Genomic DNA, 21,920 nt, shown 5'->3' with positions numbered 1-21,920 from the left:
GTGACCCCTCGCCTCACCCGGCTTCAGCTAGGCCGTCGTCTGAACCAAGCCTGATCGTCTCAGGTTTCGATCAGCATGCCGACGACAATCAGGACCTGATAGTCGCGCTTGTCGCAGCCGTCGACCGTGGGCATGGAAACGCCCGGACTCATCGGGAACACGTCCCTGGGTGTCTTGTCGGGCGTGCAGGTTTCACCGTCGCTTCGCGCGGTGTAGAGCGCGGCGCGGCAGCCCAGGTGAGTGACGTCATAAATCGTCGCGCCATCGGCCAGGCTCCAGGCTTGTGTTCCCGTTTCATCGGCTGGCTCGACCGTCAGCACCGACGTCACGTCGCGTCCACCAGTCACGACATACTGCCCAGCTGGTAGTGGAAACCTTGGCGCTTCCATGATCAGTCCGTTCTCTTCCAGCCACCACGCGGAACTGTTGAATTGCCAGCCGCTTGGCGCCACGCCCTCGTTGGCGACCAGGTCGTCATAGTCCGTGGTCCAGACCCCGCGCGGGCCGGGATCCACGGGCCAGAGGCCCCACGTTCCCGCATCCGTGCCGGATGTGGACGATGAGTCGCCCAACGCGGCGATGTACTGGGTCGGTATGCGGACAAACAACGTTTCCGCCTGAGCGGAAGCCGAGGCCAGGATGACGGCGGCGAGAGATCCCAGCAGGCCGTTCCTGAAAATGCGCGGCACCGCGCGCCTAATCGCCGAGAGCATATGTCCGTCCCTTGTCAAATTGATCCGGTATCCGGGTAGCGATGTTACGGCGGCGACCATCGAACGGACCATCAAATCAATCGTGAGCGCGCAAACAAAACGGGCGGGGTCGATACCGGCCCCGCCCGCCAAGGGTTACAAGAGGTGTCCCGGTAAACGCCGGGCTTCTTCCCCCGGAACTAAATCAGGACGTAGAAGGCGGCCTCACCGCGGCGCACGTGCAGCAGAAGCTGCTCGCTCGCCTCCTCGGCCTCGGCCATCAGATCCTTGATGTCGGCGACCGGCTCACGGTTGACCTCTGTCACCACGTCGCCCTCGCGCAAACCGGCACGAAAGGCATCGCTGTTGGGTTCGACCGTCAGGACCTGCACACCGACGACATCGTCGGGATAGCCCAGCATCGGATCGATCGGGCCAAAGGTCGCGCCCGCCAGGGACGGACCTTCCGCGACCTCGGCCGGGACCTCAAGCGAGGCCACCTCGGCTTCCTCACGCGGCTTGATGACGGCGGCAATGTCGACTTCCTTGCCGTCGCGCAGGACTGTCAGATCGGCGGTCTCGCCGACCCTCATAAGGCCGATGGCGTTGCGCAGATCGCTGGCGTCGTGAACGTCGTCGCCGTTGACCTGGGTGATGACGTCGCCCTCGACGATACCGGCGGCCGCGGCCGCGGATTCGGGGAAGACACGCGCGACGAGCGCACCACCGTTGGCATCGACGCCCATGGCGCCAGCCAGATCAGGCGTCAGATCCTGGATGTTCACGCCCAACAGGCCACGCTGCACCGAGCCGTGCTCGATGATCTGATCCATAATGTTGGTGGCCATGTTGATCGGAATGGCAAAGCCGATACCGATGTTGCCCGAGCTGCCCAGGATCGCGGTGTTGATACCGATCACCTGACCGGAAAGGGTGACAAGCGCGCCGCCGGAGTTACCTGGATTGATCGACGCGTCGGTCTGGATGAAGTCCTCGTAACCTTCGATGCCCAAACCGCTGCGGCCAACCGCGCTGACGATGCCCATGGTCACGGTCTGACCCAGGCCGAACGGGTTGCCGATCGCGACGACGAAGTCGCCGACTTCAAGCCGGTCGGAGTCACCGATCTCCAGATGGGTCAATGCCATCGGCTCGACCTTGAGCACGGCGATGTCGGTCTCGGAATCGGAACCGACCAGCTCGGCTTCGAGCTGGCGTCGGTCGGTCAGCGTGACATAGATCTTGTCGGCATGCTGAATGACGTGATGGTTGGTGATGATGTAGCCCTTGTCGGCATCGACGATGACACCAGAGCCGACGCTGTTGGCCGGGCGGCCCTGTTGGTTGCCTTGCGGCGCATTGGGCAGGAATTGCTCAAAGAACGGGTCGTCGAGCAGCGGGTTCTCTGAACCGCCCTTGACGGTGCCCTCGGTTGCAATGTTGACGACGGCCGGGCCGATCTCTTTGATGATCGGCGCCAGGGTCGGCTCGCCTTCAGCGTTGGTAAACGGTATGACCGAGTCGGCTCGGGCAACCGCTGCGCCGGCGACGCCGACCACAACAACCAGCGCCGTCAGAAAGGCTGAACGTACGCGCATGTTTCCTCCAAGATCTTGTCTGACCCGGTCTCGCGGTGGGGGCGTTCCGGGCATAAATTTGGGCACGGCCGCAGGCCGCGCCACCTTCCCGCTCGATCTAAGTTCGGTTCGTGGCAAAACCGGGGCGCGGGCTTCACAAACCTGTGTAGGGTCTTTTAGGTTCCCGACCGCATGATAACAGCCGACAAGCGAGACGACCACGGCGGTAACCCCTGGTTGCGCCATTTCGCGGTCTATCTTGAGCCGCGTGTCCTCGCCGTACTTTTCCTTGGTTTTTCAAGCGGTTTGCCGCTTGCGCTGACCGGCGCGACGCTCGCCGCCTGGCTCACGGACGTCGATATCGACCTTACGATCATCGGTTTCTTCGCCCTGGTGGGGACGCCATACGGCTTCAAGTTTTTGTGGGCGCCCGTGATCGATCGGCTGCCATTACCCCTTATGAGCCGTGTTTTTGGGCGCCGCCGCGGCTGGCTGTTAACTGTTCAGATGCTGCTGGGCGCGGCCATTATCATCATGGCCCTCACCGATCCCGCGCATTCACCCTGGCTTATCGCGGGACTGGCGGTTGCCGTCAGTTTCCTGTCGGCCAGCCAGGACATCGTCATCGACGCCTTTCGTATCGAAAGCCTGGACGACCGCCAACAGGGCGCCGGCGCGGCCATGATCATCGGCGGCTACCGGATCGCGATGCTGGTCTCGGGAGCCGGCGCGTTGATCCTGGCCGAGTACTACGGCTGGTCCTTGAGCTACCTCGCCATGGCAGCGCTGCTCGGCGTCGGCGTCGTCACGGTGCTGGTGTCGCGCGAGCCGGACGACAAGGTCGAGCGCGAAGCCGAAGACACGCTGCGCCGGCAAGAGTTCTCGCGCCTTGTCGGGCAAGGTCCTTCGTTGATCCAAGAAGCCGGCCAGTGGCTCTACAGCGCCGTTGTCGCACCGTTCCTGGAGTTTCTGACGCGCCCCGGCGCCATCGCGATTCTGCTCTTTGTGCTGCTCTACAAGTTCGGCGATGCGCTGGCCGGAACCATGACGACGCCGTTCATCTTGAAGATCGGTTTCACCAAGGCACAACTGGCCGAGATCGCCAAGGTCTACGGTTTCGCCGCCACGATGATTGGCGTCTTTGTCGGCGGATACCTGATCCGAGCACTTGGTATTCTGAAGAGCCTGTGGATCTGCGGCATCCTACAGGCCATATCCAACCTGATGTTTGCCGTACAGGCTTGGTACGGTGACAACGCGATGGTGTTGATCGCGACCATCAGCTTCGAGAACCTGGCCGGCGGCATGGGCACCGCCGCTTTCGTCGCCTACCTGTCGTCTTTGTGTAACGTTGCCTATACGGCGACCCAATACGCTCTTCTGACGTCGTTCATGGCGGCTGGACGCACCTTCATGTCGTCGCCGGCTGGCTGGTTGGTCGAACATGTCAACTGGGCTGGCGCCTGGGTCTGGCTGGTCGGCACGCCGCCGCCGGAGGACGTCGCGCTTCAGGTCAACTGGATCGGCTTCTTCGTGCTGACGACCATCGCCGCTCTGCCTGGCCTCGCTATGCTCGCCTGGTTGATGCGCAACAAGCTGGGGCCTGCTGATGGGCAGGTCACAATCGCTGAAAACCAGCGCTGATCAGCAGATGAGTCTTCATTTACGTTGGCCTTTGACGCATTGTGGGAGCGAGCACAAGATCCGCGGGACACCATGCCAAAAAACGCTTTGATTTCCGTAATCGGCCCCGACCGGCAAGGCATGATTGCCGATGTTGCCGGGCGGCTGTTTGACCTTGAGGTCAATCTCGGCGACACGACCTTCGCGGTCCTCGGCGAAATGGCGGAGTTCACCTGTCTCGCCGATGTGCCGGAACAGCACAAGCTGAGCGATATCGAGCGCGAACTCACCGCCATGCCGGGCATGACCGAGAGCAAGGTGTCGGTTACCGGCTTCGAACTTGGTCCCGTGCACGCCGAAAGCGGTCATATCACTCATCGGATCGAGCTCAGCGGCGAGGATCGGCCCGGCCTGGTCGCGCGCATGGCCGAGGTCTTCGGTCAGTTCGGCGCCAACATCGTGCGCATGAACTCAGAAAGGCTTCCCGGTAGCGATACTGACCACTACATCACCCGGTTTGCCGTCTTCGTGCCCGAACGACGCGCCCATGCTTGCCTGGCCACGGTGGCGAACACGGCCGGCGAATTGCGGATGACGTTCCATTACGAAGAGGTCGACGTTTAGGCTCGACCTAAGCCGTTGCCTGATGGCGGGCGAGAACGTCGAGCTCGGCGTCGCTCGCGCGTGCGTATCGGTCGCTCCCCACCGGGTTGACCTCGGCCAACTGGTGGGTTCTGAAGCAGCAGTAGTGTGCAAACCGATAGGATAGATAGGGCGCCAAGAGATCGAGCCTGGCCACGGCGACGTCATCGCCATAGGCGCGACAAAAGCGAGCGACGGCGTCGCTGTCATGGGGCCCGCGGTCATAGAGGATCTGGAAGGCCGGCGACAAAAAACTCCAGAGGTCTTCAGCGGCATCGCCCATACCCGGACACTGCCAGTCGATGCTCCGCACCCCATCCGGACCTGCGATCATGTTGCCGGCGCTGAAGTCGCCGTGAACCAGCACGCGCCGTGATGGTGCTTCGTCGATCGTGACCGCCGGGCGAAGTCCCAACAGTCGATGCCAGGTCTCGTCGTCGTCCGGCGGCTTGGGCAGTCGGTCGGCGTCGGCAAGAATGGCCGACGGTGATGCGGGCATCAATCGGAATCCCGAGGTATCGACGCTGTGGATCCGCGACAGCAGATCCGCCGCCTCGGCGACGTCACCATCCCACATCTGGCCGGCAAAGAACGCGTAGACCAGGACCGGGCCGTGGTCGTCGCCGGCGGGATAGTAACCGACCGGGTCGGGCGCTACGCCACGTCCTGAAAGCACGTCGAGCGCGCGGGCCTCGTCATCAGGGAGCACCGGAAACAGGCTCGACTCCACCGATGAACCGCCAAAATGCTTAACAACAAGGTCTCGTCCGTCACCACGGACGCGAAAGACCTGGTTCCAGTAGCCACCTGCCAGAGGCTCTGCGATCGAGTCGTTGCCGCAATCAAGGCCGACGGAGCGTAGAAAAACCAGGGGATCGAACATGACGGGCCAAAAACTAACAAGGCCCGACCGCCCAAAGCGACGAAAAAGGGCGGTTTTTGGCAAAAGTCGGGAAACGTGACGGCAGTCACATGCACACCCCCAAGGGATCCTTATGTTCTGTGGAAGCTCTTCATGAGCGTCCTCCCTGTTCACGCATAACTTCAAGGGGCCGGTTCCACCGGCCCCTTTTTTCTTGCCCGCGCCCGCCGCGTAGCCGACGGCAGCGGGATGGGTTATGCAGGGCCTTGCCGCGTTCTACACCTTAGAGGGCCCCCATGTATCACGATGTCATGTACGACCGGGACGCGGCCGTCGGCAGCTATTGGGAAGCAAGCGCCGGCGATCCCGTCACCGACTGCGCGCCGCTCGACGGTGACGAACACTGCGACGTCGCCATCATCGGCGGCGGCTATACCGGCCTGTCGGCGGCCTACCACCTGCTTCGCGACAGCCAGATGTCCGTGCGCATTCTGGAGGCCGGCGTGCCCGGCTGGGGCGCGTCCGGACGCAATGGCGGGCATTGTTGCTTCGGCGGCGCGGGCCTGGGGGCGAACGAGATCGCCGAGAAGTTCGGTGCGGAGGTCGCGCGCGAGAACATCGATACCCAGCGCGCATCGATCGATCTGGTCGGTGATCTCGCGGCATCCGAGGGTCTCGCCATCGATCGCCAGGGTGACGGCGAGTACTGCGTCGCCCATACGCCGCGCGCCAACGATGAGCTCAAGGACGAGGTCGCCATGTGGCGGCAGCTGGGCGGCTTTGACTGCGAACTTCTATCGGCCGAGGCGTTTTTCGAACGCGGTTATCGCGGTCCGGCCGTCCATGGCGCCATGCTGTTCCCCTTCGGCTTTGGCCTGCATCCGATGAAGTATGCACGCGAGCTTGCCAGGCTCGCCCAGCGTCATGGCGCCATTGTTCACGGCCAAAGCCCGGTGACCGGCTGGCGGCGCGAAGGCGGCAAGCACCGCTTGCTGACGCCCGGCGGCAGCGTGACGGCACCGAAGGTCCTGGTCGCGACCAACGGGTTTACCCGCGATGACCTGCACCCGGCCTTCGACGGGTGCCTTTTGCCGATAATCTCGCAAATCGTCGCGACCAGGCCACTAACCGATGACGAACTGAAGGCGCACAACTGGTCATCGCAGGAGCCGCTCTACGATACCAGGACCATGTTCAGCTATTTCCGTGTTCTGCCGGACCGGCGCCTGATCCTGGGCGGCGCCGGCGGCATGTCCGGTTCGCCTGGATCGGGGCAGCGTTGGGCGGCGTTCTTGAAGCGGCGGGTCGCCACCATGTTCCCGGCCTGGCGCGACGTTCCTTTCGATTACACCTGGCGCGGCTTTGTTTGCCTGACCGCCGATCGCATGACACATCTGGGCGAGGTGAAGGATGATCCCGGCGTCTTCTATAGTCTGGCCTATCACGGCAACGGCGTCGCCATGGCGACATGGTCGGGACGTACCATCGCTGGTCTGATCAGCGGCCGGGCGAACACCGCCATCCCCGCGACCATGTCACAGCCACTGCCGCGCTTCGCCATCCCGCCACTGCGCAAGCTGAAGTTCCAAGGACGGTTCGGCGTCAGGCTGATGAAGGAGCTTCTTCAACTGCCGAAGTGACGTGCCGAAGCCAGCCGGAAGTAACCGGACCGGGGCCGATGTCGTTGCCTTGGCGCGACGGACATGCGAGTTACCGGCACGCGAAACAGAGGGTTCCCGGCCGTGAGTACGACAACGTTCGACTCCTATGTCATTTGCACGTCGCCCAGAAGCGGCAGCACGCTGTTGTGCAGGCTGCTGGCCGCGACCGGTGTTTCCGGCAATCCAGAGTCCTACTTTCACGAGCCGTCTGTTTCGAGTTGGCAGACCGAGCTCGATCTTTCGCCCAATCCATCGGCATCGGAGTTTGAAGTCTTGCGCGATGTGTTCCGTGCCGCCATCGCGCAGGGCAGTCTGGACACCGGCATGTTCGGGCTCAGACTGCAGCGCCACAGCTTCGACTTCTTCACAACGAAGCTCGCAGTCCTGTACCCTGACATCGCCACGGATCGCGCGCGCTTCGAAGCCGCGTTCGGCCGCACGCAGTTCCTTCACCTGACGCGAGACGACAAGGTCGAGCAAGCGGTCTCCTATATCAAGGCGCAGCAATCTGGACTGTGGCACCAGGCACCCGACGGAACCGAACTTGAACGCCTTTCCGAACCCCAAGAGCTTCGCTACGACCGCGATCAAATCCAGAAGGAGATCGACGAGATGATGGCGATGGACGCGGCCTGGATCGACTGGTTCGCGGGAGAGGACATAGAACCGTTCCGCGTGACCTATAAGGCCCTCTCGGCCGATCCGGTCGGCGTTCTGCAATCGGTACTGGTGCGTCTCGGTCTCGACCCCGACACGGCAAGCGGTGTCGAACCCGGCACCGCCAAGCTGTTCGACCGGACGAACCACGAGTGGGTGACACGGTTTCGCGCTGAACAGGACGGTGTTGCGGCAAACGGCTGAGCGGAGCGTTTCGGCCATGGGGCCAACCATAGCGAGACCATTTCATTGATTGCGTCATCGGGACCACCGGCCTAGCATCGCCGCTCCGGGGCACGCCAAAAAAAGGGCCGTTTTCAGGCTGTTTTCCATGATTCGACTCATACCCATGTTCCTATGCGCCATGGCGCTGACCGCCTGCGTGACCACAACGCGGCCAGCGGAAGACTATTTGGCGCGCCACACCGCCAAGGATCCCAAACCGTCTGGCTTCAAGGTCTGCCACGGCTACGGCTGCCGGTTGAGTGAACGGGTCAGTTTAACGCGCGAATGGGATGACCTGGTGGCGCCACTCATGGAGCCCCCGGAGAACCCCGCCGAGGAGCGCCGACTTGTCGCCGAGGTGATCGCTGGGATTGAGATGGCGGTTGGCGAAAAGACCCTGACCAGCGAGGACGTCGGCGGCACCTTTGTCGGGTTCGGCGAGGCCGGCCAGCAGGACTGCATCGACGAGACGATCAACACGACGACCTATCTGGTGATGCTGAAGGAGGCCGGCCTTCTTTACTGGCACGAACCCCGGGTTCCCGTTTCGCGTGGCTTTTTCATCAACGGCTGGCCACACACGACCGCCGTCCTGGCCGAGATCGAGAGCGGCGAACTCTACGTCGTCGATTCTTGGTTCCACGGCAACGGCGTACCACCGGAAGTCGTCGGACTGGACGAATGGGTTGGCGGCTGGTCGCCCGATGACGTGATGCCGGCCGTGTCGTTCGCGCAAGCCTCCGACACCGCATCGTAGGCGGGACCCGTATGACACGTCGGGTCTATTACAATCTCGGTGACGATGACGAAGGCCGCGAGACCTTCGTGTTCGAGGTCGACGATCTGCACTATCAGACTGTCGCCAGCAACCTCTCCAGCGGCGATACCGACCTGGACGACGCGTTCGAGAAGGCGCTCGCGATGCTCAGCGCCAATGTCAGGATCGGCGCGGAACTGATCGACGAGAACATCCTGGAAGCCCAGATCGCCGCGACGGCCACCGTGTGGTTTCTGCTGAACGAAGCCTCCGACGAAGAAGACCGCATCGAAGGCGACATCCTGCTGGTCGAAAAAGACGGCGATATCTACGTCACCAACGCGCCCGCCGGCATGGAAGACGAAGACGAGACGGACGGCGAAGACGAGACGTCAGTTTAAGAACTGCAGGTATTGCTGCTCGAAGTCGAAATCGATCATGTCCTTATAGGCATCCATCAGGCGCCGCGTGACCGGCCCCGGGATCGCCGGGTTCGCCAGCGGCCGGTTGTCGATGCTCCTGACCGGGCAGATGCACAGGCTGGTCGATGACAGAAAGGCCTCATCGGCCGTATAGGCGTCGAACAGATCCAGATCGGCCTCGCGCACCTCAATGCTGCAGGTCTCGGCAAGCTCGAAGACGGTCTGTCGGCTGACGCCCTCCAGCACCATCTCGCCACGCGGTGTCAGCAAACCGCCATCGCGCACCAGAAACATGTTCTGGCCGGTGCCCTCGTTCAGGTTGCCGTTGACGTCCAAGAGCGCCGCCCAGGCCTGTGGGTTCTGCGACTTCACATGCATATCGGCAAGTGTCACATTGATATAGTTGGTCAGCTTGGCGCGCGGGCTTTGCGCTTCCGGCGGTGTGCGGCGGATCGGCGCGGTCATCAGCTCGATGCCGTCGCGGAACAGCGTCGCGCGCGGGCGCAGCGGCAGCGGCTGAACATGGACGATGACCGTTGGCCCCTCGCGCTTATTCGGTTCGTCGCCGATCCAGTCGGCACCACGAGACACATTCTGGAATACCCAGTAATCCTCGCCTTCCGGCAGCAAGGATAGGTTCTTTGCAACGACTTCTTCGGTCGCCGCGGCAAGCTCATCCGGCGTCTCGTCGATGTCGATCCTTAGGTAACGCAAGGAGCGGTAGAGGCGGTCGATATGCGGGCCCAGCTTAAAGATCTTGCCGTCGACCGTGCGCTCCGTGTCGAACGCGCCGTCGCCCCATCGGAAACCGCGGTCACGAAACGGCACGAGCACATGGCTTTCGGGAATGATCTCGCCGTTGAAGTACGCCACGCGTTCATTAGGCCGCTCGCTCATGATCACCTCCCTGGAGTCGTGGCGGGCAGCATGGCGCACGAACGGCGGGCGTCAAGCGTCACATGCGGTTGCGAAGGCTGCGGCCGGTGACGACCTTGCGCCCGACCTGGGCCTCGCGACGCAGGACGTAAATGCCGCTGCCGACGATGATGACGATGCCGACGATGGTCCAGAAGTCAGGCACTTCAGTCCAGATGACGAAACCCCAGAATGTGCCCCACAGGATGCCGCTGTATTCGAACGGCGCGACCGCGCTTGATGCTCCGATGCGATAGGCCTGGGCGATGCCGTAGAAACCGATCGTCGCGATCAATCCGCAAAGGACCATCAAGCCTATGCCCTCCCAGTCGGGTATGATCCAGCCACGCAAAAGAAACTGGATGCCCGCATGGGCATCGCGGTCGACGGCGATGTCCTGCATAGCGAGACCTGCCAAACCGGAGAACAGCAGGTAAATCAACGATTGCGATAGCACCATGCTGGCGCCACTTTCGGTGCGGCCCAACGAGCGTGTCATGACAACGCTGATGGCATAGAAAAATGCTGAAGCGACAGCGAAGATCGCGCCGAGGTCCATGTCGTCGATGTCCGGACGCATGACCACCAGAACACCGATGAAGCCGACAACGACAGCCGTCCAGCGCCTGGGACCGACCTGTTCACCCATGAAGATTGCCGAGATCGCCGTCACGAAGAGCGGCCCGGCGAAGAACACCGCAACAGCGGCGGCAAGCGGCATCGACGCGACCGCCAGGTAATAAGTCGTATAGGCGAGCAGCATGATGAAGCCGCGCGCCGCATGGAACAGGGGCCGCTTCGTCGTGAAGCCCTTGCCCCTCGTCTCCAGCCACACCAAAAAGATGACCGGCAGCAACGATGCGAGCGAGCGTCCAAAGACGAACTCCAGCACCGGATAGCTCGTGCTCATCTCCTTTACGATCACATCCTGGATCGAGAAGATGGCGATCGCGAGCAACAGGAACAGGATGCCCTTGACCGTCTCGTCGCGCGGCTGAGCGGTAACCGCTTGCTCGCTCATGGCGTGCTTTCCCCTTGCGATCGCAGGCCCCTTTGCCAAGCGAAACGTTTCACCAAAACCGCTCCGGGAAAAGCAGATTCGTACCGATCAGCTCGTCAATTCTGCACGTCCGCTTTACGGCACCGTCTTCATGGCGCTACACAGGCAGCCATGGACATGCCGCCGGACAAGAACTTCACCGTTTCGTGGGATCAGCTCCACCGCGATACGCGCGCCCTATCGTGGCGGCTCAACGGCATGGGGACGTGGTCGCGCATCGTCGCCATCACGCGCGGCGGTCTGGTGCCGGCGGCCATTGTCGCGCGCGAACTGGACATCCGCCTGGTCGACACTGTCTGCATCGCGTCCTATGACCATCAGGATCAGGGGGAGATGAGCATTCTGAAGGGCGTCGTTGGCGACGGCGAGGGCACGCTTCTGATCGACGATCTCGTCGACACCGGCAAGACCGCCCGCGTCGTGCGCGACATGCTGCCCAAGGCGTTCTTCGCGACAGTCTACGCCAAGCCGGAAGGCCGGCCACTGGTCGACCTGTTCTTGACTGAGGTCAGCCAGGACACCTGGATTCACTTCCCCTGGGATACCGAGCTGCATTATGCCGAGCCGCTGGCCGAACGCCGCGGCCAGGGATGAGCGCCGCCGAACAGATCCGTGACAGCGCCAAGGACCTGGTCCCGGAGGTCGGTCTTGTTCTGGGCTCGGGCCTTTCCGGCTTCGCCGACCAAATCGACGCCGCGGTCCGCCTTCCCTATGGCGATCTCGACGGGTTTCCACCCTGCACCAATCAGACCCATCCGGGCGAATTGGTATTGGGGACAATCGATGGGCGCGCGGTCGCCTGCCTCAATGGCCGCGCGCATCTCTATGAAGGCGTCGCAGCGGCCCAGCTCGCCGTTCCCATCCGGACCCTCGCTGAACTTGGCTGCCACAGCCTGATCGTCACCAACGCGGCGGGCTCGCTCGACCCCGAAGCACCACCGGGCCGCATCATGGTGATCCGCGACCATATCAACCTGCAGGGCGCGAACACGCTGGCCGGCCCACATAGCCCTGCTCTCGGTGAACGGTTCGTGCCGATGAACGGCGCCTATGACGGCGAGCTTCGCCAGCTCGCACACCGTGTCGCGGACAATGTGGGCGTGCTCCTGGCCGAAGGCGTTTATCTGGCAGTCACCGGGCCCAGTTTCGAGACGCCGGCGGAGATCAGAGCCTTCCGCACCTTGGGCGCGGATGCGGTCGGCATGTCGACGGTGCAGGAGGTTATCGCCGCGCGCCAAGCGGGCTTGCGTGTGCTCGGCCTTTCGCTGATGACGAACATGGCGGCGGGTCTGGTCGAGACGCCGCCGAGCGCCGATGAGGTCATGGAGACAGCGGCTGCAGCCGCCCAGGATATCGAGGCCTTGTTGTCCGCCCTGATCGCGGCCTGGCCGCAGCGCGCATAGCCCAGCCCTCAGGGCGTCACGACAATCTTACCCTTCGCGCGGCGTTCCATCAGGTCGGTGATCGCCTGGGCCGTATCGTCCAGACCGTAGGTCTTTGATACCAGCGGCTTCAGCTTGCCGGCTACCAGCCAGTCCGACAGTTGCGCGAACGACGCGGTCATCACGGCCGGATCCTTATCGCGGTAAGCGCCCCAGAACACACCCATGATGGCCATGTTCTTGACCAAGGTCAGGTTGGCCGGCGCCTCGGGTATGCGGCCTGATGCAAAACCGACGACCAGGATGCGGCCCTCCCAGGCGATGCAACGCAGGGATTGGTCGAAGACGTCACCACCGACAGGATCGAAGATGACATCGGCACCGCGCCTGTCGGTAAGCGCCTTGACCTCGTCCTTGAACGGCCCGTCCGTGTAGTTGATCAGGTGATCGGCGCCATGCTCACCGGCAAGCGCCAGTTTGTCGGCGCTGCTTGCCGTCGCGATCACGGTCGCACCCATAGCCTTGCCGACCTCGACGGCCGCCAGACCGACGCCGCCTGATGCGCCATGTACCAGGAGCGTCTCGCCCGGCCGCAGGTGCGCCCGGTGATCAAGCCCCAGATGGGCGGTGCCGTATGCGACCGGTAGCGACGCGGCAACCACCGGGTCCAAGCCGTCGGGACACGCCATGACGTCGCGCGCCGGGCACACGACCTCCTCGGCAAAGCCGCCGGTGCCGGTCATGCCGATCACCGTCTGGCCGACTTCCACCGCAGCAACGCCGGCGCCAACCGCCGTGATGGTGCCGGCGACCTCCATGCCGGGCGTGAACGGCAGGTCCGGTTTGTGCTGATACTTGCCCTGGATGATCAGGGAGTCCGCGAAGTTGACGCCGCAGCCTGCGACCTTCAGACGCACCTCGCCGTCACCGGGCTCCGGCACGGACACCTCCGCGACCTCAAGCTTGTCGGGTCCACCCAGTTCCACACACCGCACCGCCTTCATTACCACCTCATCACCATCTCATGATCTCATGTTGCGGTGCATCATAGGGGCGCCGAACCGGACTGTCAGCGCCGTGTGCCCCACTGATGGACGAGAAAGGCGAGCACCGCGCCGGTCAGCATCATCACCACCATCGGCACGGCGGTCTGGTCGAGCCAGACGCCGACGCCGCGCATCATCGCGGCAGAGATGGTCATCTGCATGAAGCCGCACAGCCCCGATGCGGCGCCCGCGCGGTTGGGATCGACACTGACCGCGCCGGCGAAACCGTTGGGCATGGCAAACCCATTGCCGAACGAGACGCTGATGCAAACCAGGAACAGGGACGCGATGGTCAGGCCGCCGGCCAGCGTCACAATCAGCAACGCGATCGTGCCCAGCATCGAAATGAACGTGCCCAGCGTGATCATGTTATCTGACCCCACCCGTGGGGTGATGCGCCCAGCCATGAAGTTGCCGGACATGTAACCTGCCGAGATCAGCAGGAACCACATACCGTAGTCGATCGCCGTGCCGCCCAGCACGTCGACGACAACATAAGCGGCGCCACCCAGAAAGCTGAAGAAAGTGCCGGACGTGAAGCTGACCTGTAGGCTGTAGCCCAGGAACGCGCGCGAGCGCAGCAAGTAGCCGAAGCCGTTCACCAGATCGGCGGTGCGTGACATCACAACACGCTGCTTCAGTGTTTCATGCAGACCGAACAGACACGCTGCCATGACCAGAACGCCATAGGCGAGCACAAAGCCGAACACCGCCTGCCATCCCAGCCACAGGTCGAGCGAGCTGCCGATGATGGGACCGATCATCGGCGCGACAACCATGGCAACGGTGATGTAGGCGATCATGCTGGCCGCGCGGTCGCGCTCGTAGAGATCTCTCACGATCGCTCGGCTCAGCACCATGCCGGCGCAGCCGCCGACCGCCTGCATAATGCGTCCGGCCAACAGAACCTCGATCGTCGGCGCGAGCATGCAGACCAGCGTCCCGACAAGATAGATCCCGATACCCGCCAGCATGATCGGGCGGCGGCCGAAGCGGTCCGACAACGGCCCGTAGATGAGCTGCGCCACCGCCAGTCCGATCAGGAATAGCATCAGCGAGAGCTGCACGACGTGATAGGGCTGCGCGAAGACCTCGACCAGCCCGGGCATGGAGGGCACCAGGATCTGCAACGCCAGCGGGCCCATGGCCGCGACCAGAATCAGGATGATCAGCAGCGGACGCCGCGCCGGTCTCGGCGCCGTCGGCGGTGCATCCTCACTGGCTGTCGCGTGCGGCTTATCAGGCATCACAGGGGAACAGGTGGATGGGATCGACCCACCAGCTTTAGAGCAGATCCGGCCCCAGAGGAAATCTCTTTGGCGGGCCCGGGCTCTTTGGCGGGCCCGGGCTCTTTGGCGGGCTCGGGCTCTTTGGCGCGTTTGGGCGCATGACGGCGGCTTTGGGCTATGCCTGGGCCCGCGACTGCGGCAGCATGGCGCGGACAAACCAACAAGAGCCCCCTCACCCCATGAAAACCGAAACCCAAGCCGTTGTCATCGGCGGCGGCGTTCTTGGATGCAGTATCCTCTATCACCTCACCAAGCTTGGCTGGTCGGACATCATGCTTCTGGAGCGCGCCGAGCTGACCGCCGGTTCGACCTGGCATGCCGCCGCCAACATTCACGCCATGCACGGCAATGCCAGCATCGCGCGGCTGCATGACTACACGCTGAAGCTTTACAGCAAGCTGGAGGAGGAGACCGAACAATCGGTCGGCCTACACCGCTGCGGCGGCATTTATCTGGCGACCAGTCAGGACCGTCTGGACGAGTTGAAGGTGCAGCGCGCCCGCGCCCGCTATCTGGGCGTCGATCTGGAGATGGTCGGCGTCGAGGAGATCAAGAAGATCAATCCGCTGGTCGATACCGAACGGGTCCTGGGCGGCATGTACGGCCCCGATGACGGCCATGTCGATCCCAGCGGCGTGACCCACGCCTTCGCCAAGGGCGCGCGCATGGGCGGCGCGACGATCGAACGCCAGTGCCCGGTCGAAGCCTTGAGTCAGCGCGCCGACGGTACGTGGGATGTTTCGACGCCCAAGGGCACGGTGCATGCGGAGGTCGTCATCAATGTCGCCGGCCTGTGGGCCCGCGAAGTCGCCGCCATGGCCGGCTATCGCCTGCCGCTGGTGCCGATGGAGCACCAATATGTGGTGACCGAGACCGTGCCGGAACTCGCGGATTTGGGCTTCGAAATCCCACTGACCCGCGACCAGGACGGCGAGTTCTACCTGCGCCAGGAACGCGACGGCCTGTTGCTCGGCGCCTACGAGCGCCATGGCCGTCATTGGTCGGTCGACGGCACGCCGATGGATTTCGGCCAGGAGCTCCTGCCCGACGACATGGAACGCATGATGCCGAACATGGAAGCGGCAATCTCACTGGTGCCGTGCTTCGCCAATGCCGGCATCAAGCGGGTGGTCAACGGGCCGATGATGTACTCGCCGGACAGCACGGTCCTGATCGGGCCGATGCCGGGGCTCAGAAACCACTTCGTCGCCTGCGGCATGATCCCCGGTTTCTCGGAGAGCGCCGGCGTCGGCTGGGCGCTTGCCGAATGGATCGTCGAGGGCAGCCCGCCGCTCGACCTCTTCCCGATGGACGTCGCGCGCTTCGGTGACTGGGCAACCAAGAGCTACACCCTCATCAAGTCGGCCGAGAACTACGGCATGCGCTTCGCCATCGCCTTCCCGGCCGAGGAACGCCCGGCGGGTCGGCCGCTCAGGACCTCGCCGGTCTATGACCGGCTTAAGGAAGAAGGCGCGGTGTTCGGCTCGGCCTACGGCTTCGAGCGGCCGCTGTGGTTTGCCAAGGATGGCGTCGAAGGCCGCGACATCCTGAGCTTCCGCCGACCCAACTGGTTCGAACCGGTCGGCGAGGAATGCCGGGCGCTGCGTGCCGGTGTCGGCATGCTGGAGATCTCGACCTTCGCCAAGTACCTGGTCGAAGGTCCGGGCGCTGAAGCCTTCCTGGACCGCGTGCTCGCCTGCCGCATCCCGCAGAAGATTGGCCGCATGGTGCTGGCGCCCATGCTCAACGCCAAGGGCGGCATCATCGGCGACTTCACCCTGACGCGGCTGGGACCGGAGTCCTTCTATGTGGTCGGCGGTGGCACCGCCGAACGGTTCCACCGCCGCTGGTGGGACGAACACATGCCGCCGTCCGGCGTCACCATCCGCTCGGAGACGACGGAGCGCGCCGGCCTGGCGATCGCCGGGCCGTATTCGCGCGAACTCTTGGCAGCGGTCACTCGCGCCGACGTTTCAAGCGACGCCATGCCGTTCATGACCGCGCGCGACATGGATGTCGGCATGGCGCCGTGCCGTGTGATGCGGGTCTCGTTTACCGGCGACCTCGGCTACGAGCTCCACATGCCCGCCGAATACCAGATGCATGTCTACGATACGCTGCGCAAGGCGGGCGCCGATATGGGCCTGTCGCTCGCCGGTGGCCGGGCGCTCGACAGCCTGCGCCTGGAAAAGAGCTACGGGCGCTGGGGCATGGAGTTCACCGCCGACACAACCCCGTTCGAAGCCGGCCTCGACCGCTTCGTCAAATTGGACAAGGGCGACTTCATCGGCCGCGACGGGTTGATCGCCCGGCACAATCAAGGCCTGCGCTGGAAGCTCGTCACCATGACCGTCGATGCCGACGACGCCGACTGCTGGGCCAACGAACCGGTGCTCTTGAACGGCGACGTCGCCGGCGTCGTCTCCTCCGGCGGCTATGGCCATGTCGTCGACAAGAGCATAGCGCTCGCCTACCTCAATCCGGATATCGACGTGACCGCCGACGGGTTCGCCATCGAGATCCTGGGCGACATGCGCCCGGCCCGGGTCGAGACCGAGCCGCTGTTTGATCCGGCCAACGAGCGGTTGCGCGGCTAGCGCACTTTTGGCGAATGGCATCGCCGGGCCACTCCCCTGCCCGGCCCCCCATGGCAGCATCCTCGGGGTGGCCGGGCGGGGGAGTGGGCCGGAGCCGATACCGTCGGACCATGACCGACAGTGGCAAGAGACGACCATGTATGGTCAAATGGAGCACGTGTTTGGAAGAGAGGTCGCGATGAGCGAGCCGATCAAGGTTCATATAGAATACTGCGTACAGTGAAACTACGAGCCCAGGGCGCTCCGTGCGAGAAGCCTGCTCGAAGAGACCTACGGCGCCGAGGTGACGATCGAGGGCGGCCGCTCCGGCTCGTTTGAGATCACCGTCGGCGACGACTTGCTGTTCTCCAAGTTCGCCGACCACCGCTTCCCCGAAGACGACGAACTCCGCCACATGCTGGACGGGCGCTAAAGCCAATCCATAAGGGAAACCTTGCTTTGTCGATCATGGATCGAGAAAGATAGGCGCGGTTCGTTAACGTTCAGCGCGGGGTGGTGATGGTTCAGGTGGATCCGGGGCCGGAGAGTGGCAAGCTTCCGGCCAAGGTGGAAGTCGTGATCATCGGCGGCGGCATCATCGGCACGTCGGCGACCTACTTCCTGGCCAAACAGGGTGTTTCCGTCCTGCTCTGCGAAAAGGGCGTGATCGGCGGCGAACAGTCCAGCCGCAACTGGGGCTTCGTGCGCCAGCAGGGCCGCGCGCCCCAGGAAATCCCGCTGATCATGGAATCGCTGCGCCTGTGGCGCGGTCTGGACGCGGAGATCGGCGACAACACCGGCTTCTTCCAGGGCGGCGTCGTCTACGCGACAGAGACGGAAAAGGGCCTGGCGCAGTACGAGACCTGGGCCGAGCTCGCCAAGCAGTATCAGTTGGACACCCGCCTTCTGTCGGCGGCCGAGCTTAAGGAAAAGATGCCCGACCTGGCCGGCGACTGGGCCGGCGCCATGACGACACCGAGCGACGGTCGCGCCGAACCGATGAAGGCCGCCCCGGCAATCGCCCGCGCGGCGGTCAGGATCGGCGCCAATGTGGTGACCAACTGCGCCGTACGCGGCCTGGACATCGAAGGCGGCCGTGTCGTCGGCGTGGTCACCGAACAGGGCCGCGTCGCCTGCGAGCGGGTCGTGCTGGCGGGCGGCGCGTGGTCGTCGCTGCTATGCGGACGCGAGGGTCTGACCTTGCCGCAGCTGAAGGTGCAGAACAACGTGCTGCGAACGACACCGGCGCCCAATGTCACCGACGGAGCCTGCTGGTCGGGGCCGGTCGCGATCCGGCGTCGTGTCGACGGCGGCTATACGGTCGCCCACGGCACCTTGAACCAGTTCCCCCTAGTGCCCGACGCCTTCCGTTACTTCCGCAAGTTCCTGCCGGCGCTGAAGGAAGAGCGCGATTCCATCAGGCTGAAATTCGGCAGCCGCTTCTGGCGCGAACTCTTCACCCAGCGATATTGGACGCTTGATACCCCATCGCCCTTCGAATCCACGCGCATCCTGGACCCCAAACCCGATCGGAATGTCATCGACGCCACCTTCGCCAATCTGAAACAGGCCTATCCGGTGATGAAGGACGTCAAGATCGATCGCAGCTGGGCCGGCCTGATTGACGTCACACCCGACGCCATCCCGGTCATCTCGCCGGTCGACGAGATTCCGGGCTTCTATCTGGCGACCGGTTTCAGCGGCCATGGCTTCGGCATCGGGCCGGGCGCCGGACGGCTGGTCTCGGAGATGGTGACGGACACGCCAACCTGCGTCGAACTGGAGCCGTTCCGCTACAACCGCTTCTTCGATGGCACCGAGCTGCAGCTTGGGCCGGGCGTCTGACTACGGGAGGATCCGACCATGACGGGATCGCTTTCCACCGAGCAGACCGAGCGCTTCGCGCGTGACGGCTTCCTGGCGCCCGTCGACGTGCTGAACGAAGCGGATGCGGCGAGCATGCGCGAACGCCTGGAAGCGATCGAAGCGAGCGCGCCCGCCGATCTGCCGATCGCCGACTTCCGCCGTACCGCCGCCCATGTCGTCTTCACGCCGGTCGACGAACTGGTGCACGACGCCCGCATCGTCGATGTCATGGAGTCGCTGATCGGTCCCGACATTCTGCTGTGGGACAGTGACCTCATCATCAAGGAGCCGAATACGCCGGGGTTTATCAGCTGGCACCAGGACCTCCGCTACATGGGCATCGAACCCCTGGAGAGCTTCACGGCGTGGTTGGCGCTGTCGCCGGCGACCGGCGATATGGGCTGCATGCGCTTTTTGCCGGGTTCGCACCGGCGCGGGCTGCTGGAGCACGTCGACACCCACGCCGACACCAACCTTCTGACCCGCGGCCAGACCGTGCGCGACGGTATCGATGAGACACAGGCCGTCGCCGGGCCGCTGATGGCCGGACAGATGTCGATCCATCACGGCCTCGCGCTTCATGCCTCCGAACCCAACCGGTCCGACCATCGGCGTATTGGTCTGGCCATGCGCTTCCTCGCGCCCAGCGCCCGACAGACCAAGGGTGAGCGCGATTACGCCAGCCTGGTGCGCGGATCCGACCACGAAGGAAACTTCTTGGCCATGCCCCGGCCACAAGGCGATCTGATGCCCGAGGCAGTCGCCGCCTGGCGGAAAATCAGCGACGAACAGAGCGCCTATTACTTCGAAGGCGGCGACGCCACCTGGTCCGGCGGCACGGGCACCGCAGGCCGTTGAGTTTTAGTCGACTGGCACGACCAGGACACTGTTGACGAGGTAACGGGCAAGCTCGAGCGGTCGGATGTTCGGCAAGTCACCGGCGACGAACGTCTCGCCGGACAGCGCCAGCTTGATCGCCTCGCGGTCTTCCACCGGAAATCGGAGCGTACGCCCGTTCGCCAACAGCTCCAGACCCTTGTCATCCTGCGCCAGGCGCCACACCAGGTGGGGCCGGGCGACAAGCTGGGTCGTCGCCTGGACCACCGGACGCGGCGTCAACACGGCGCCATCAATGTGCGGCCGACGGCGGCGCACAAAGTCGTCGCGCATGACCGCGAGCGCCGGATCCATCGTCGCGTGATCGGCAAGCCAGGCCATCAGTTCTTCAAACGTATCCCGCATCGCGTCGAGATCGGCACCCTGTTGCGTGAAGCCCAGCGGCAGGCTGCGCCGGAACTCCGGATTCACCAAGGCAACGTCGGCAACCGCCTCCAGGATCAGGTCGGTCCAGGTCTTGGCGAGGATGCCGACGGTGATGTGGAGTGACGGACCATGCTCGTTACCGGCGGCCTCGTGCATCTGGCCGCGCGGAATATAGAGCGCGTCACCGGCGTGCAGCGTGAAGCTGTCGGTGGTTTCCCCGGGATCGTAGGCGCCGGGCTCGAAACGTTCGCCGCGATAGACGAGATGAATGGGTGCTTCGTAGAGACGCCACGCCTTGCTGCCCTCGACCTGTAGCACGACGACGTCGTGATTGTCGTAGTGTACCGGGAACCCCTTCCCGATCGCCGGTGTCAGATAGACATTGGTCTGGAACTGCATGCTGAAGGCCGCCTCGAGCGCGCGGGTCAGGCGGTCCAGCGGCGCATGAAGCCGCTGAAGCTGATTGAGGACGATGGTCGCGCCGTCGGCATATAGATCGGCAAGCCGGATCGGATCGACAACGCCGTTCGACAAGGTGTACTCGCGCGGCGCGACCTTGGGATTGGCCCGTACGATCTGCAGCATGTCGCTGCGCATCTCGACATTGGCAACCAGATGGTCGATGACATCGATCGACAGCAGGCCACGATAGCGCTCGGGTTCGTCGCGCCGGATGATCAGCGGCGTGCGCTCATAGACCTCGTCATTGAACTTGGTCATGGGGCACGGCGCCAGGAGGTAGTCGACCGCGTCGGACGGCCGTGCGAAGCGCAACGGCTCCATCACAGAGGGTGACCCGGCGGCTTATCCCGCCATGTCATCATCAGCTCCGCATACAGCAAAGGAAATCTGCCAGTCAGGATTACGCTACTGACCGCTGGTGCCGTAACCCGGCTGGTCCTGATAGGCACCGGAGTCGTTGTCCGTGATGCCGGTGTAGCCATCGCCGCTGCCGCCGGAGCCGTAGCCCGGCTGATCCTGGTAGGCGCCGGAATCGTTGTCCGTGATGCCGGTGTAGCCATCGCCGCTGCCGCCGGAGCCGTAGCCCGGCTGATCCTGATAGGCGCCGGAATCGTTGTCCGTGATGCCGGTGTAGCCGTCGCCGCTGCCGCCGGAGCCGTAGCCCGGCTGATCCTGATAGGCGCCGGAATCGTTGTCCGTGATGCCGGTGTAGCCGTCGCCACCGCCGCTGCCGTAGCCCGGCTGATCCTGGTAGGCGCCGGAGTCGTTGTCCGTAACACCAGTGTAGCCGTCACCACCACCGCTGCCGTAGCCGGGCTGATCCTGGTAGGCGCCGGAGTCGTTGTCCGTGATGCCGGTGTAGCCATCGCCGCTGCCGCTGCCGTAGCCCGGCTGGTCCTGGTAGGCGCCGGAGTCGTTGTCCGTGACGCCGGTGTAACCGTCG

At 63.8% G+C, this 21,920-nt stretch carries 20 protein-coding genes and 1 pseudogene; 12 read left to right on the top strand and 9 right to left on the bottom strand.

Going from position 1 to position 21,920, the window contains the following annotated elements; all coding sequences use genetic code 11:
• Positions 1–59: 59 nt before the first annotated feature.
• Both AAF563_06205 and AAF563_06200 read right to left on the bottom strand, forming a co-directional pair.
• Positions 60–713, bottom strand: a complete 654-nt coding sequence (locus AAF563_06205) for a hypothetical protein (GenBank protein ID MEM7120848.1) — start codon at positions 711–713, stop codon at positions 60–62.
• Positions 714–892: 179 nt separating this feature from the next.
• Positions 893–2,290, bottom strand: a complete 1,398-nt coding sequence (locus tag AAF563_06200) for a DegQ family serine endoprotease (protein ID MEM7120847.1) — start codon at positions 2,288–2,290, stop codon at positions 893–895.
• Positions 2,291–2,461: 171 nt separating this feature from the next.
• Here AAF563_06200 and AAF563_06195 point away from each other — a divergent pair, with 171 nt between their 5' ends.
• Positions 2,462–3,913: an AmpG family muropeptide MFS transporter gene (locus AAF563_06195; GenBank protein ID MEM7120846.1), complete on the top strand. Its 1,452-nt coding sequence runs from the start codon at positions 2,462–2,464 to the stop codon at positions 3,911–3,913.
• 72 nt (positions 3,914–3,985) lie between these two features.
• Positions 3,986–4,516: an ACT domain-containing protein gene (locus AAF563_06190; protein ID MEM7120845.1), complete on the top strand. Its 531-nt coding sequence runs from the start codon at positions 3,986–3,988 to the stop codon at positions 4,514–4,516.
• 7 nt (positions 4,517–4,523) lie between these two features.
• Here AAF563_06190 and AAF563_06185 read toward each other — a convergent pair whose 3' ends face one another.
• A complete protein-coding gene (locus AAF563_06185; protein MEM7120844.1) occupies positions 4,524–5,417 on the bottom strand; it encodes an aminoglycoside phosphotransferase family protein in 894 nt (297 codons plus the stop codon).
• A gap of 275 nt (positions 5,418–5,692) precedes the next feature.
• Between AAF563_06185 and AAF563_06180 the strand changes: the two genes are divergently transcribed.
• From AAF563_06180 to AAF563_06165, 4 genes are all read left to right on the top strand, one after another.
• Positions 5,693–7,036 (top strand): FAD-binding oxidoreductase, encoded by a 1,344-nt coding sequence (locus tag AAF563_06180; GenBank protein ID MEM7120843.1) that lies wholly within the window; start codon positions 5,693–5,695, stop codon positions 7,034–7,036.
• Between the two features lie 102 nt (positions 7,037–7,138).
• Entirely contained in the window at positions 7,139–7,918 is a 780-nt protein-coding gene (locus tag AAF563_06175; GenBank protein ID MEM7120842.1) for a Stf0 family sulfotransferase, read from the top strand.
• Between the two features lie 127 nt (positions 7,919–8,045).
• Positions 8,046–8,696 (top strand): hypothetical protein, encoded by a 651-nt coding sequence (locus AAF563_06170; GenBank protein ID MEM7120841.1) that lies wholly within the window; start codon positions 8,046–8,048, stop codon positions 8,694–8,696.
• An 11-nt stretch (positions 8,697–8,707) separates the two neighbouring features.
• Complete coding sequence (locus tag AAF563_06165; GenBank protein ID MEM7120840.1) at positions 8,708–9,097, top strand: hypothetical protein; 390 nt, start codon at positions 8,708–8,710, stop codon at positions 9,095–9,097.
• Here the strand turns inward: AAF563_06165 and AAF563_06160 are convergent.
• Both AAF563_06160 and AAF563_06155 read right to left on the bottom strand, forming a co-directional pair.
• On the bottom strand, positions 9,089–10,015 hold the full coding sequence (locus AAF563_06160; protein MEM7120839.1) for an aminotransferase class IV: 927 nt from the start codon (positions 10,013–10,015) through the stop codon (positions 9,089–9,091). The genes AAF563_06165 and AAF563_06160 overlap by 9 nt on opposite strands.
• Positions 10,016–10,073: 58 nt before the next feature.
• Positions 10,074–11,054, bottom strand: a complete 981-nt coding sequence (locus tag AAF563_06155; GenBank protein MEM7120838.1) for a DMT family transporter — start codon at positions 11,052–11,054, stop codon at positions 10,074–10,076.
• A gap of 150 nt (positions 11,055–11,204) precedes the next feature.
• Here AAF563_06155 and gpt point away from each other — a divergent pair, with 150 nt between their 5' ends.
• Entirely contained in the window at positions 11,205–11,687 is a 483-nt protein-coding gene (gene gpt / locus AAF563_06150) for a xanthine phosphoribosyltransferase (protein MEM7120837.1), read from the top strand.
• Complete coding sequence (locus AAF563_06145) at positions 11,684–12,496, top strand: purine-nucleoside phosphorylase (GenBank protein MEM7120836.1); 813 nt, start codon at positions 11,684–11,686, stop codon at positions 12,494–12,496. The genes gpt and AAF563_06145 overlap by 4 nt, the downstream gene beginning before the upstream one ends.
• Before the next feature lie 8 nt (positions 12,497–12,504).
• Here the strand turns inward: AAF563_06145 and AAF563_06140 are convergent, their stop codons facing one another.
• Together AAF563_06140 and AAF563_06135 are read right to left on the bottom strand one after the other, a co-directional pair.
• Positions 12,505–13,479, bottom strand: a complete 975-nt coding sequence (locus tag AAF563_06140) for an NADPH:quinone oxidoreductase family protein (protein ID MEM7120835.1) — start codon at positions 13,477–13,479, stop codon at positions 12,505–12,507.
• A gap of 65 nt (positions 13,480–13,544) precedes the next feature.
• Positions 13,545–14,768: a multidrug effflux MFS transporter gene (locus AAF563_06135; GenBank protein ID MEM7120834.1), complete on the bottom strand. Its 1,224-nt coding sequence runs from the start codon at positions 14,766–14,768 to the stop codon at positions 13,545–13,547.
• Positions 14,769–14,989: 221 nt separating this feature from the next.
• On the opposite strand from AAF563_06135, the gene AAF563_06130 reads away from it, so the two are divergent.
• From AAF563_06130 to AAF563_06115, 4 genes and pseudogenes are all read left to right on the top strand, one after another.
• Positions 14,990–17,407, top strand: coding sequence for an FAD-dependent oxidoreductase (locus AAF563_06130; GenBank protein MEM7120833.1), 2,418 nt, complete (start codon positions 14,990–14,992; stop codon positions 17,405–17,407).
• Between the two features lie 235 nt (positions 17,408–17,642).
• Positions 17,643–17,819, top strand: a pseudogene (locus AAF563_06125) (Rdx family protein).
• A gap of 86 nt (positions 17,820–17,905) precedes the next feature.
• Positions 17,906–19,231 (top strand): FAD-binding oxidoreductase, encoded by a 1,326-nt coding sequence (locus tag AAF563_06120; protein ID MEM7120832.1) that lies wholly within the window; start codon positions 17,906–17,908, stop codon positions 19,229–19,231.
• An 18-nt stretch (positions 19,232–19,249) separates the two neighbouring features.
• Positions 19,250–20,110 carry a phytanoyl-CoA dioxygenase family protein gene (locus AAF563_06115; GenBank protein ID MEM7120831.1) on the top strand — a complete coding sequence of 287 codons (861 nt, stop codon included), beginning with the start codon at positions 19,250–19,252 and terminating at the stop codon, positions 20,108–20,110.
• 3 nt (positions 20,111–20,113) lie between these two features.
• Here AAF563_06115 and AAF563_06110 read toward each other — a convergent pair whose 3' ends face one another.
• Together AAF563_06110 and AAF563_06105 are read right to left on the bottom strand one after the other, a co-directional pair.
• Positions 20,114–21,298 (bottom strand): cupin domain-containing protein, encoded by a 1,185-nt coding sequence (locus AAF563_06110; protein MEM7120830.1) that lies wholly within the window; start codon positions 21,296–21,298, stop codon positions 20,114–20,116.
• Positions 21,299–21,382: 84 nt separating this feature from the next.
• The coding region (locus tag AAF563_06105; protein MEM7120829.1) for a hypothetical protein at positions 21,383–21,920 on the bottom strand (538 nt) is incomplete at its 5' end.

This window comes from Pseudomonadota bacterium, assembly GCA_039028155.1.
Lineage (GTDB): Bacteria > Pseudomonadota > Alphaproteobacteria > SP197 > SP197 > JANQGO01.
This window is presented reverse-complemented; position numbering and strand designations above follow the sequence as displayed.